Source organism: Psychrobacter sp. ANT_WB68 (genome assembly GCF_008369115.1).
In the GTDB taxonomy this organism is placed as follows: domain Bacteria; phylum Pseudomonadota; class Gammaproteobacteria; order Pseudomonadales; family Moraxellaceae; genus Psychrobacter.
Genome location: NZ_VOAZ01000001.1, coordinates 334,573 through 348,153 on the forward strand (window position 1 = coordinate 334,573; position 13,581 = coordinate 348,153).

The following is a 13,581-nucleotide window of genomic DNA, read 5'->3' on the forward strand; positions in this document are numbered from 1 at the left end:
TAGTGTAAAACCAGCGTAAAACCTTAATATTCAAATCAATCCTTTAAATAATATTGTCTGATATATAAGGCAAAAGGATAAAGATAATAGAAATCTACTATTGATAATAGTTATCGTTTGCATTATTATCAACGCCATTCTATAACGGTTAAATGTTTGGGTGTTATGAGTTCAACGGATTTAGACGCGCCACCACTAAGACTGATACTTATCGCTATTATTATAGTGGTCGGTCTACATGTGCTCACGGCAATTGCCTTGGTGGCAATAAAAGCGCCTGAGCCTAAAACTGAGCTCATAAAAGAAACGCCGCCGATCGAAATCGAAATGGTCTCATTGCCTAATGAGCCTATCGAGAGTGTGGTTGCTGAGGTAGCAGAAACACCGCCAAGTAAGACACAGCCGATAACTGAACCTAAGTCTAAACCACATTCTGAACCACAGTCCGAACCAAAGCCAAAACAAAAATCTGAAGCTATTACGCAAGAAGAGCCAGTGGTAAGAGATAAAAAACCGACGGTTCAGAAAGATAAATCACCACAGCAACCGCCCATAGAAAAAAAACCAGTAAAGAAAATAGAAAACCAGCAGCCAGAACGGAAACAACCTGACGTTGAGCAGTCAATCGCTGACGAGCAACGCCGCCGCGTTACCGCACAGGCAGAGAAAGCTGCGCAACAAGCTGCAGACCAAGCCCGAGCTAAAGCGCTGCAAGAAGACATTCAAAAAGCAAATGCAAAAGCCGCTCTTGAGGCCCAAGCGCAGGCAGCCGAAAATGCTGCTAAACAAGCTGCAGAAGCCGCTGCCCGAGCAGAGGCTGATGCCAAAGCTGCTGCTGCAAGTAATGAACCTGTCAATTTTACTGCCAGCGCTGCTAACTGGGCTTCTGCCCCTAACTTTAGCTTTCCCGAGCGCGCGGCTAGGCGAGCCCGTTCAGGCGATACGCTCAATGTGGTGTTAGTATTGAGGGTTAATAAACAAGGCGGTATCGATAGCGTGCGAATTATCCAATCATCAGGCAACTCACTAGTAGATAAAGAGGCACAGCGTCAGGTCCGCTCTGGTAAATTCAAACCCTTTACCAAAAACGGCGTACCAGTGGTCGGTAATGTCACGTTGCCTGTCGCTTATGCGGTTCCATAGATATATAGCAAAGATGTAAAGTAATAGATATTGAAACGTGTACTGTTGCAAATCATAAAATAACAAGTAATGACATCCCACTTAAGGAGTCTGATATGGACTTTACAACTTACTGGCAATATAGCGATATGGTCACCAGAACCTTATTCTTCTTGCTCCTTGCTTTATCTATCGTTTCTTGGGTGACCGGTATCATCCGAATACTGCAAAGTCGCAAACTGGCGGCTAGTGTTGCCGATGATTTGAGTGAGCAGATTCATAGTAAGCAGGCAAGTTTAACTGATAAAGAGGCGGCGACACGGCGTTTGGTGATAGAGCAGACCTTACTCAAGCATATTGGTCGCTACCGTTTTGCTAGTGAGCGCGGGCTGGCTATTCTTGGTACCACAGCGGCGATTGCGCCATTTATTGGTTTGTTTGGCACGGTGTGGGGTATTTTTCATGCACTGCATAATATCGGTGTCAGTGGACAAGCGGGCTTAGGGCAAGTAGCAGGGCCGGTTGGTGAAGCCCTTATTATGACGGGACTGGGTATCGCTGTTGCGATTCCAGCCGTGGTGTTTTATAACCTTGCGGTGCGTATCAATCGCCGTGTAATGTACCACGCCAATGATAGAGCGCACGATTTATTGGCGCAATCCACCAATCTTACCGGTAATCAACAACTGACAGCTCAGCAATCAACAGCAAGCAGCACAGCGCGCGCCACCCAAGAGAAATTCACCAAAAGTATGAGCTCAGAGCAACAAGCCGTTCAGTCATCTGAAGCTTATCGTAAGTCAGCGCCATCGCAGCTGTCATAATTATTTAATAAAAAAATGATAAGCTAAAGTAGTTTAAAAGAATAACGTGAAAATCAGTTAAAAGCACGAATGGCAAAGACTTCAACTAACAGTATTGAGAATAATTATGGCATTTCAATTGGGTGATGATGACAGTCAAAGCATGAGTGAGATGAACCTTATTCCACTCATCGATATCATGCTGGTGTTGATGATTATTTTTTTATTGACGGCGACGGTACTAAACCCAACGGTCCCATTAGATTTGCCAAAGACCAGTGCTGAGTTAAACCAAGCGCCGCCAGAAGCTATTCAAATTAGCATCGATAAAGAAGCGGGTCTGTATTGGGATGATGAGCCTATCAGTATGGAGGCGTTAGCAGCGCGTCTGCAAGCGCAGTCGGCGAGTGGCAAAGATCCTTCTATACAGCTGCGTGCCGATAAAGAAGGCAAATATGATACGGTGGCGCAAGTATTGGCAGCTGCCAGTCAAGCGGGGTTAACGAAGGTTGCTTTTGTTAACGAGTAAGGTTTAAAAGAGCAGAACCTAACAACGAGTAACACTAAAAAGTAGATAGGCGATAACGACAGCTTCTATAAGAATAAGCTACCAAGATAAATAAGTAGGCTTATCAATAAGAAAACAACCAAGACAATAATAAGAATAATTAAAATAATAAATTTTTTCTCCGGCCTCGCTTGGATAACCTTGCGAGGTTATCTTTTTTTTCGACAGCCTTTAACCTGAGTGAATAATTTAAATGGTAATTACCAGCCATAACCAAATGGGCGATAACCATACCCTAAACGTCCTGGACCATAACCAAATGGATAGGGTGAGCTCAGATAATCAAGGTCACGCTGGCGGATATAATAGTAGCGCCCTTGCGCGTAGGCTTCCTCAAGTTTTTCGATGCCTTCGAGTGGACAGACAGGCTGCCAATCATAGCCTTCACGACCTAGCTTGTAGGCATTAAGCTCAGTACAGTAATTTTTAAGTCCTTGCTGACGCCCTTGTTCCCACAATATGCGATTGGGCGTTGCGCCAACGATGCTTGCGCATTGATTGATATAATGCCCAAAATAAGCGCCTGAGCGCCCACGGATACCATCCGCATAGCCGACTTCTTGCCAATTGCTGCTTTGGCACTGTTCGGGTGTTAGGCTGTGCGTCGTGGCGCAGCCCGATAAAGTAAACAAGGCAGCGCCTACTAGCGAAATGGCCAAACGCGGTTTACTTATGAATTTACTCACACGTTTATTCACTTGTGAGGCAGTCGATGAGTTTCGCTTAAGAGGATAATTCATAATAAACCTGCGCATGTTTAAAATTATGGTTTATCATAGCACTTTTTTATACGACCAACTTCTTGCATCTTGTTATCGAATGAATGGTTTTCTGTACTAAGTAGTTGATATGCCAATATAAATAATAATGTGTTGGTAAGTGTCATGTTTGCTCAGCGTTTAGCAGCTTATTAATGATATCAATTAATTATGCTTGATTTTAATGGTTGGCGCTCATTCATATAGATAACAGCCGCTTGTATAGATAAATAACCAGACTTATATGCTATTAGCTCTATTTGAGTTGATAGCATTACTTCAATTCAGCGAAAAGGTCAGACTGTCATGGGAATGTGGATTGCGATCGCCATTGTACTATTTGTATTAGGGAGTATGATGGCGCTCAAGCCTAGCGGAATCGACCAGCGTTTGGATAAGCTGCGTATGACTGCGCGTCGCTTACAACTCAATCCCAAATTGGTGACTTGTCCAGATTGGATAAAGGGCAAAGACAATGAGTATGGTCGCGGGATGCTAGGACAATACTGCCTAGTGCTAGACGATATGCAGCTGCCGCATACTCGCTATCAAGTGATTGATGGACAATGGCGACCAGATAGCAGTTTTGTTGATACGTCCACAGAAGATACCAAACTGACTATTCCGAGTGCCATTCGTTCCAGCCAAAACAATACCAAAACGGATGTCAAAAAGACCAATTTTAGTCTGGATAAGATGCCACTCGATTTGCCCGTTAGTATTGAACCATTTGTCAAAGGTCTATTAACCAAGGCCAATAGCATTATTATTTATTGGGAAGATATTGCCTATGTGCGTCCCTCGACCAACCCTGCTTATCAGCAAAAATTGATTGAAGCTGACTTGCTGGCACTGAAAGAAAACCTTGAGAGATGGGCATTACAGATGTAAAAGCAGCTATAAAAATCGCGATGAGCTAGCAAATGAATTTTTCGTCTCCATTAAGAGGCAATATGCAAGTCCTTTTGGCAAACTCTCAGTCATTTTAAGTTGACAGCTTAACGCTTAGCAGTGTAACGTCTTTATAACTGTATCTATGCGTTATGGTTATTGTTTGTTTTATAACCGTTTTTATCGGCAGCCCTTACTACAATAATTCGCTGAGCCATTATAACTAACTATTATAAATTGCCATGCTGCCGAATTTATCCTTATTTCAATTTACTTATTATGGTGTCGTCACTTATGGCAAAACCCGCAACCAAAAAGAGTCCAGCTCCGGCTGCTGACCGCCCCAAAGGCAAGTCTTTGGTGATTGTTGAATCACCTGCTAAGGCAAAAACCATCAACAAATACTTGGGTGATGACTTTATCGTGCGCTCAAGTATCGGTCATGTCCGTGATTTGCCAGTGGGTGCGAGCAAAAGTGCAAAGAAGCCTGCCGCAAGCAAAAAAGATGACAGCCTAAGCAAAGAAGAGAAAACTCAGCAAGCATTGGTCCGGCGCATGGGCGTCGACCCAGAACATAACTGGGCAGCAGTCTATGAAGTATTGCCCAATAAAACCAAAGTCATCAAAGAGCTGAAAGCCTTAGCTAAAGACGCTGACAAAATCTATCTCGCAACGGATATGGATAGAGAAGGGGAGGCCATCGCTTGGCATCTCAAAGAAGTCATCGGTGGCGCTGACAGCAAGTATGAGCGGGTGGTCTTTAACGAGATTACTAAAACCGCCATTCAAAATGCCTTTAAACAACCCTCAAAACTCGATATCGATCGCGTTAATGCGCAACAAGCGCGGCGCTTTTTGGATCGCGTGGTTGGCTTTATGGTCTCACCATTGTTGTGGCAAAAAGTGGCTCGTGGTCTGTCTGCAGGTCGTGTCCAGTCAGTTGCCATGCGTTTGGTCGTTGAGCGTGAGCATGAGATTCGCGCTTTTATCCCAGAAGAATATTGGCAGATTCATGCCGATACTCATGTTGCTAATAGTAAAAAAGACGCCGAGCAAATTGCGATTCGCTTAGAGGCAACCAAGCAAGGCGGTAAAACGCTAAAGCTAGTCAATAAAGAGCAGACCGATAAAGTCTTAGAAGTGCTTAACTCAAGCGACTTTATTGTTAAAGAACGCGAAGAAAAACCAACGCAATCACGTCCAAGTGCGCCATTTATTACTTCGACATTACAGCAAGCAGCCAGCACAAGACTGGGCTTCTCGGTTAAAAAGACTATGATTTTGGCGCAGCGCTTATACGAAGCCGGTCATATTACTTATATGCGTACCGATTCGACCTTTTTGTCTGGTGATGCATTGGCGGCGGTACGTGGCTATATTGAAGACAGCTATGGCGCAAAATACGTGCCAGAAAAGCCAAACTTCTATGGTAATAAGCAAGGCGCACAAGAGGCGCATGAAGCCATTCGTCCGTCTAACGTCAATATGAAGTCAACCCAGCTTAAAGGTGTTGAGCGTGATGCCATCCGTCTATATGAGCTGATTTGGCGTCAGTTTGTTGCCTGTCAGATGCTGCCAGCAAAATATCTGTCAGTGAATCTGTTTGTTGCTGCCAATGATGTTGAACTAAAAGCACGTGGTCGTACCTTAGTGTTTGATGGCTTTACTAAAGTCATGCCACCGGCGAAGACCGACGATACTTTATTACCGGATGTTAAAAAGGGCGATAAATTAACGCTAGATAAGCTTGATCCAAGCCAACACTTTACCAAGCCGCCTCCGCGCTATACTGAGGCAAGCTTGGTCAAAGAGCTTGAGAAAAAAGGTATTGGTCGTCCATCGACTTATGCTTCTATCATCTCAACCATTCAAGATCGTGGTTATGTGAAGTTAGAGAACAAGCGTTTATTTGCCGAAAAAATGGGTGATATCGTCACTGATAGATTAACGGCAAGTTTCCCAGACTTGATGGATTATACCTTTACCGCTGCGCTAGAAGACAAGCTTGACCATGTCGCAGAAGGCGATACCGATTGGAAAGATGTCCTCGATAACTTTTATGGCGACTTTAAAAAGACCCTTGATCGTGCCAAAGAAAAAGACGGCATGCGTCCTAATGATCCAACTGATGTGCCAGATGTGCATTGTGATATTTGCGATCGTCCGATGCAGCTACGTACGGGGTCAACGGGTGTATTCTTAGGTTGTACGGGTTATAACTTACCGCCAAAAGAGCGTTGTAAAGGCACCAAGAACTTAATGCCAGTTGAAGCATTTGCAAATCTTGACGATGCCGAGGGTGATGACGAAGCAGCCGAAGTCCGAGATTTAATGGAGAAAAAGCGCTGTCCGAAATGTGGCACCGCGATGAACGGCTATATTGTTGACGGTGGTCTCAAACTACACATCTGCGGTAATAATCCTGATTGCGACGGTTATATCTTAGAAGAAGGTAAGTTTGAAGTACCGGGTTCAGATGCACCGACCATTGACTGTAATAAGTGTGACGGACAGATGGAACTAAAAACCGGACGTTTTGGCCCTTACTTTGCTTGTCAAAAATGTGACAATACCCGTAAAGTGCTCAAAACAGGCGAAGCAGCACCGCCGCGTATGGATCCCATTCATCTACCAGAGCTCAGATCAACCAAGCATGATGATTATTTCATCCTGCGTGAAGGGGCGGCTGGTATGTTCTTGGCAGCGTCTAAGTTCCCGAAAGTACGGGAGACACGTCCGCCAAAGCTTGCTGAGCTGCGCGAAATCAAAGATAAGATGGAAGATAAATTCCAGTATCTGTTTGCAGGTCCAGATGAAGATCCTGACGGTAATCCAACAATTTTACGTTGGTCACGTAAGAAAAAAGAGCAGTATATCGGCTCTGAGAAAAACGGTAAGGCCACACGTTGGGGTGTGTACTGGCGTAACGGCGAGTGGGTGGAAGAGTAAGCCTCTTTAACCACCTTATCTCTAAACCATATCTTTAAATCATAAAAAAACCTCTTAGGATTATCTAAGAGGTTTTTTTATGCTATCAATTTCAATAATACCAACAGTATTGAGCTTTAAAAGTTATTGGCTAAATACGATTAGTTCTTTTCGATGATACCGCAAGCAACGCGATCGCCTGCATTACCAGCTGGCTGACTGGTATAATCATCAACACCGCTATGGACGATAAAGGCTAGGCGATTGACGCTATATTTACCTGCTTCTGCCGCAGAGATTTTTTTATTCACAAAATTAATAGTAGCAACACCATCGGCGTTGGCCGTTAAGTTAGGTAAATCACCCGCATGGCCATTCATGTCATTAGGGTTAGAATGTGGCTTGTTGTCTGGATTGAAGTGGCCACCTGCCGCTTTACCCATATCAGCACAGCTACCAGTTTCATGGATGTGTAAAGATACCGTCTTACCTGGCTGCAGATTCATCAGCTTACCATAGACTTGTACGCCGCCATCAACAGGGCGTAGGAATATTTGACCCACTTCGTTTTTATTACCAGCGACTGCATTAATAGTAGACTTTAGCGCAGGTTGGTTAAGCGGGTTGCCAGTTTGCATCTGACCTTCGACCGTTTGGCAACCCGTCATTGCTAATGCTGAACCACATAATAGGGCACTTGCAAGCATCGTATTATTCATTATTATCTCCATTTATATTTAATCGTTATGATGAATTTCTATAATTTTAGTTAAAATATTCAAATATTGCTTAATACCGCAATCAGTATAGCCAAGCATTAGATATAGTTATTCATCAAATGCGCAACAATCGGTTAATAAATGTAAATATCGTATGGCTTTGACAATTGTTTACGGTATTTTCTTTACTTCGTTTTGCCAAACTAGAGTTTCGCCAGTTTCCATTGTTTGCAATAAGTTATAGTGTGGGAACTCGGTTTGGTTTTTTGATTCTGGTTTTTTGGTTTGCAAACTTAACGTGAGCTTACTGCTGCTATTGCGCATTAAATCAAATAGAGCAGTCTCAATGCGATTGCCTGTTTCACCGCAACCCATTACAGTACTAATAATAGTGCCGACCTTAAAAGTATTATCTTTGAGTAAAAAATAAGGCGCACGCGAGCCGTTACAGCCTGAGCTAAAGGAGGCGTATTGATTGTCAGGCCAACTCTCAAAGCTTGCTGAAATAGGGTGGTCAGAATGATAAAAATTACCCAAAGATTTTCTGATTAATTGACCTTTTTCATCAAAAGTATTGCTGACGGCGCTGACCAGCTGCCAATCGTAGTGTTCCAATAACTCATTAGTAATCGGCAATCCAGTGGGAGCTACTAGTGGCTTTGCTAAACCTGTAAAGATTAAGCGATTGCCATTTTCGATATTAAGCGCCAAGCGTTTAGGGGCGGCTTGTATGGCGACTGGCGCTGATTTTGATGTTAAATGCGAAGTTGGCAATAACTCGAAATTAAGCCTAACAGGTGCGTACTTAACAAATAATGATTGAATACTATTATCCTCTGTAATCACAGTTTTATTATCAAGGGCATTGTCATCGTTACAGGTCGCAGGAACTTTGGCAAGATGAGAATAATAGGGATAAGGCGGCGCGGACATCGCATAGAAATCCAGCATATATTGCTCGCAACCTTGATAAAATCTGACTGAACTGGGTTCTATTGCTAAGGTAATCGGTGCAAAATTTTCGATATCGATTATGTTACCGTTTTGATTAATTACTTGCGCCAATTGCCAGTCATAGTGACCTGACCACTGCATCACTTGCGCTTCACTTATGACAGCATTGTCAGTAGGGTTGATAGGATTGAAGGTTGTATTATCTACTGTATTCGTTTGTTGAGGGCTTTTCATCGGTGCGGACTGACAGCCTGTTAACGCTACAGAAAACGAAGCAGCTAGCAATAAGGATAGAGTTAAGCGATTTAAAGTCATTTTCATTACCATATAAACATTTGTCTAAAATATAGCACAGGGTTTTAACCAGATTTTTTTTATTATTGTCAAAAAAAGCCGCCTACATTGCTGTAAGCGGCTTTTTTAATATTGAACTGTCAGTGGTTTAATTAATTGTGCAACGCTTTGCCTTTGGTCTGATCAACCGTTACTTTGGCAGGTTTAAGCGGCACTGGCATACTCACCAATGCCACTTTTAATATCTCATCAATCGTCGCCACTGGCTGAATGGTTAAACCTTCTTTGACGTTATCAGGGATATCGGCCAAGTCACGCTCATTAGTCGCTGGAATCAACACATGCTTGATACCGCCACGATGTGCCGCGAGCAGCTTCTCTTTAAGACCACCGATACGTAGGATTTTACCACGTAAGGTAATCTCACCCGTCATCGCAATATCTGGACGAATCGCAATACCCGTTAAGGCAGAAACCAGTGCTGTCGTTAGTGCGCCACCAGCAGAGGGACCATCTTTTGGAGTGGCACCTTCTGGCATATGCACGTGAACGTCAGTGGTTTTAAAGGTCTCGTAATCGATACCTAAGCTGTCACCGCGAGCACGAACCACACTCATGGCAGCACGAATAGATTCTTTCATCACATCGCCGAGTGAACCGGTAAAGATAAGCTCGCCTTTACCTTTCATCGCGACCGCTTCGATAGTGAGTAACTCGCCACCGACTTGCGTCCACGCAAGACCAGTGATACGACCAATCTCGGGCTCTTCTTCTGCTAGACCATAGTCGTATTGATGGACGCCTAGATAGTCATCGATGTTTTTATCATCAACTACGACCAGCTGACGTTCTGCTCTTTTCGGAGCGCGGGCGCCATGCGTTTCAACCGAACCGCGAACCACTTTACGACAGATTTTATTGACTTCACGCTCAAGGTTACGCACACCTGCTTCACGCGTATAGCTACGGACGATGCTATGCAGCGCCGCTTCAACAATCTCAATCTCGCCTTCTTTAAGACCATTATTTTTAATGGCTTTTGGCACGAGATATTTCTGCGCGATATTCACTTTTTCGGCTTCGGTATAACCTGGTAGACGAATCACTTCCATACGGTCAAGCAGCGCTGCTGGAATATCCATACTGTTAGCGGTACAGATAAACATCACTTGTGATAAATCTAAGTCCATATCTAAGTAATGGTCATTAAAAGTATCATTCTGTGACGGATCTAATACTTCAAGCAATGCTGACGCTGGATCGCCGCGGAAGTCTTGCGCCATCTTATCGATTTCATCTAATAAGAACAGCGGGTTCTTGACTTCAACTTTTGCCAGTGACTGAACGATTTTACCTGGCATAGCACCGATATAGGTACGGCGATGACCACGAATTTCCGCTTCATCACGTACGCCGCCAAGCGCCATACGCACAAACTTACGACCCGTTGCACGCGCAATCGACTCACCCAATGAGGTTTTACCAACACCGGGAGGACCGACTAAGCAAAGAATAGGACCGCGAAGTTTTTTCACGCGTGACTGTACGGCGAGGTATTCTAAAATGCGGTCTTTGACATCTTGTAAGCCGTAATGATCTTCGTCTAAGACGGTTTTGGCTTTATCCAAATTGATAGAAACTTTGGTCGTCGCATTCCACGGCGTATCTAAAATCCACTCAATGTAGTTGCGCACTACTGAAGATTCGCTTGATGCAGGTGGCATCATTTTGAGCTTTTTCAGTTCTTGCTCAGCCTTTTTGCGCACATCTTCTGGCAAGTCGGCATCTTCTAGACGCTGCTCAAGCTCAGCCACATCATCTTCACCATCAAAGGCGCCGTCATTCATATCTGACAGCTCATTCTTAATGGCTTTCATCTTCTCATTTAAGAAGTATTCGCGCTGGTTGTCTTCCATTTGCTGACGCACCGCATCTTGGATATCCTGCTCGATATTTTGTTCAGCACTTTGCTTAATCAAATATTCAGTCAACGTATTGATGTGGGTTTTGACATCGTCTTGTTCTAAGAATGATTGCTTAACGTCAAGATCCATCGACACGCGGGTCGAGATAAAATAAACCAGCTCAAGCAGATCATCGATACGTTTCGCCACACGCGTTAGCTCACGGGCATTACGCAGACGCGCATCAGCATAGCCTTCAAACAGCGTGGTTAACGCTTGTATGGTGTTTTTTTGCTGGCTCTCATCCATACTGACATCAAGGTCAGCACGGTCAAAGCTTGCCATCAATAGCTCGTCATGATTCTCAATGTTGTTGACACGCGCACGGTATTGACCTTCGATCAATACTTTAATGCAATTCTCATCGCTATCATGTGGCATGGTGCTGACGATACGGCACACAGTACCGTATTGATACAAGTTGTCTTGATCAATATCTTCAGTCAGTGAGTCTTTTTGCGCAACCACCAATACTTTATTGCCGTACTCAGCTTGCGCCAATTCTACAGCTTTTACTGACGGCGCACGACCGACAAACAAGGCGATTTGCATATGCGGATAAACAACCACGTCGCGCAATGCCAGTAGTGGCAGATAATTTTCCGCACCATTATCTTTGGAAGCATTGTCTTTAGAAACGTTGTCTTCAGAATAGCTGTTATTCTCATTGTCGTTAACAGTTTTAGACGCTGACTCGTTTTCTGACGTATTGTCAGATGAGGTATTTAGCGCATTATCATCAGCAACGTCAGATGAAACGTCGACATCGATGTCGATATTGTCTTGGGCAATTTTATGTTCACTCATATATTCTTTCCTCGTTCACCAGACTTGTAAAGTCAAGTTAGTGGTTCATGTTTAGATAAATGGTGCTGCTAAACAAAATTGCAAGGCTCTATCACGAACAGTAGTGAGAATATTACGCCTTTATTGGTATTTTCTCTTGTGTCTGTTAGGTTCTGCGCGTGGGCTTTATGGGCAAAATCAGGTAAAATGACGCGCGTCTTAACCGCTCCGTTCAAATAGCGACTGTATGGATTAAAATGTGGGTTAAAACGCAAGGGCGAACTAAATAGGTCGGCAATGTGTCAATAGCAGGCTAAAAATATAGGGTAAGGGGCGAGAATATGACCATCAATGCGGTGCTACTGGCAGTCGTTATCATGCTAGGGCTTTCTTTAGCGCGGGTGCACGTGGTACTCAGTTTATTAATCGGTGCGCTGGCAGGTGGGCTCATTGCTGGTTTGGGTATGACCGATACCTTGAATGCCTTTCAAGAAGGTATTAAAAATGGCGCACAAATTGCGTTGTCTTATGCGCTACTAGGTGCGTTTGCGGTGGCAATTGCGCATTCTGGATTGCCACAATCCTTAGCAGGGGCTGTTATCAAACGCATTGATGCGGGTGGCACCAGTGGCATGATTAAGTATATGCTTTTTGCAGGTCTTGTCACCATGAGCTGCTTTAGCCAAAATTTAATTCCTATTCATATCGCCTTTATTCCACTGCTCGTACCGCCTTTATTGCTCGCCTTTAATCGCATGCAGATTGATAGACGCTTGATTGCGTGTCTGATTACTTTTGGTCTCGTCACCACCTATATGTTTATTCCCTATGGCTTTGGCGATATTTACCTTAATCAAATCATGCTCAAAAACGTCAGCGAAGCAGGTATCGATGTCGCTAATATCTCCGTCACCAAAGCCATGGCGATTCCAGCGTTAGGTATGGTCGTTGGTTTGCTAGTGGCAGTGTTTATCAGCTATCGTAAACCACGCCAGTATCAGCAGCTGGCAATCGATAAACAAGCACATGATGCCGTGGTAGAAAATGATTCTTTAAGCAAAACAGCAGCGGATGCACAAACGCAAAGCAAGCTGAAGACTATCGTCGCTCTGGTCGCTATTGTCACCGCTTTTGTGGTACAACTTTATACTGACTCGTTATTGTTGGGCTCGATGTTTGGCTTTGGTGTCTTTATGGCAACGGGCGTGGTCAAATGGCGTGATGCCGATACGGTCTTTAATGATGGTATCAAGCTGATGGCAATGATTGGCTTTATTATGATTACCGCACAGGGCTTTGCAGAAGTTATGAAAGCGACCGAACAGATTCAGCCATTGGTTGATGGCGCGGCGTCATTGTTTGCGGGTAACAAAGCAATGGCAGCATTCATCATGTTATTAATAGGTTTGATTGTGACGATGGGCATTGGCTCTTCATTCTCGACCATTCCAATTTTGGCGGCGATTTATGTGCCGCTCTGTATCTCTTTAGGGTTTTCACCACTCGCGACGGTGGCCATTATTGGAACGGCAGGCGCGCTTGGCGATGCCGGTTCTCCAGCGTCAGACTCGACCCTTGGACCAACCTCTGGTCTAAACGTTGATGGGCAGCATGACCATATCAAAGACAGTGTGGTACCGACCTTTATTCATTACAATATTCCGTTATTGGTGTTTGGTTGGATCGCGGCGATGGTACTTTAATTCATAATCCATACTCTGATAATAGACACGAAAAAGGCGAATGATTATAAATTCACTCGCCTTTTTCATGGCTATTATGATGGTGTGATTT

10 protein-coding genes are annotated in these 13,581 nt (G+C 44.0%); 6 read left to right on the top strand and 4 right to left on the bottom strand.

Features of this window, described 5'->3' with window-relative positions; translation table 11 throughout:
* The first annotated feature begins 165 nt into the window (after positions 1-165).
* The 3 genes from FQ084_RS01455 (at position 166) to FQ084_RS01465 (ending at position 2,454) form a co-directional block, all read left to right on the top strand.
* Entirely contained in the window at positions 166-1,143 is a 978-nt protein-coding gene (locus tag FQ084_RS01455; RefSeq protein WP_149488866.1) for an energy transducer TonB, read from the top strand.
* Positions 1,144-1,238: 95 nt separating this feature from the next.
* Positions 1,239-1,946, top strand: a complete 708-nt coding sequence (locus FQ084_RS01460; protein WP_149488867.1) for a MotA/TolQ/ExbB proton channel family protein — start codon at positions 1,239-1,241, stop codon at positions 1,944-1,946.
* Between the two features lie 106 nt (positions 1,947-2,052).
* The gene (locus FQ084_RS01465) at positions 2,053-2,454 is read left to right on the top strand and encodes an ExbD/TolR family protein (protein ID WP_149488868.1); all 402 of its coding nucleotides are present in this window, start codon (positions 2,053-2,055) and stop codon (positions 2,452-2,454) included.
* A gap of 239 nt (positions 2,455-2,693) precedes the next feature.
* Here FQ084_RS01465 and FQ084_RS01470 read toward each other — a convergent pair whose 3' ends face one another.
* Entirely contained in the window at positions 2,694-3,233 is a 540-nt protein-coding gene (locus tag FQ084_RS01470) for a DUF2799 domain-containing protein (protein ID WP_149488869.1), read from the bottom strand.
* Between the two features lie 324 nt (positions 3,234-3,557).
* On the opposite strand from FQ084_RS01470, the gene FQ084_RS01475 reads away from it, so the two are divergent.
* Positions 3,558-4,142, top strand: a complete 585-nt coding sequence (locus tag FQ084_RS01475) for a hypothetical protein (protein WP_149488870.1) — start codon at positions 3,558-3,560, stop codon at positions 4,140-4,142.
* 294 nt (positions 4,143-4,436) lie between these two features.
* Complete coding sequence (gene topA / locus FQ084_RS01480) at positions 4,437-7,091, top strand: type I DNA topoisomerase (protein WP_149488871.1); 2,655 nt, start codon at positions 4,437-4,439, stop codon at positions 7,089-7,091.
* A gap of 140 nt (positions 7,092-7,231) precedes the next feature.
* Here the strand turns inward: topA and FQ084_RS01485 are convergent, their stop codons facing one another.
* The 3 genes from FQ084_RS01485 to lon all read right to left on the bottom strand — a co-directional run bounded on the left by FQ084_RS01485 (position 7,232) and on the right by lon (position 11,808).
* Positions 7,232-7,789: a superoxide dismutase family protein gene (locus FQ084_RS01485; RefSeq protein WP_149488872.1), complete on the bottom strand. Its 558-nt coding sequence runs from the start codon at positions 7,787-7,789 to the stop codon at positions 7,232-7,234.
* A 171-nt stretch (positions 7,790-7,960) separates the two neighbouring features.
* Positions 7,961-9,058: an META domain-containing protein gene (locus FQ084_RS01490; RefSeq protein ID WP_188032871.1), complete on the bottom strand. Its 1,098-nt coding sequence runs from the start codon at positions 9,056-9,058 to the stop codon at positions 7,961-7,963.
* A 131-nt stretch (positions 9,059-9,189) separates the two neighbouring features.
* On the bottom strand, positions 9,190-11,808 hold the full coding sequence (lon, locus tag FQ084_RS01495; RefSeq protein ID WP_262880618.1) for an endopeptidase La: 2,619 nt from the start codon (positions 11,806-11,808) through the stop codon (positions 9,190-9,192).
* Between the two features lie 320 nt (positions 11,809-12,128).
* Between lon and FQ084_RS01500 the strand changes: the two genes are divergently transcribed.
* The gene (locus tag FQ084_RS01500; RefSeq protein WP_149488874.1) at positions 12,129-13,490 is read left to right on the top strand and encodes a Na+/H+ antiporter family protein; all 1,362 of its coding nucleotides are present in this window, start codon (positions 12,129-12,131) and stop codon (positions 13,488-13,490) included.
* Positions 13,491-13,581: the final 91 nt, after the last annotated feature.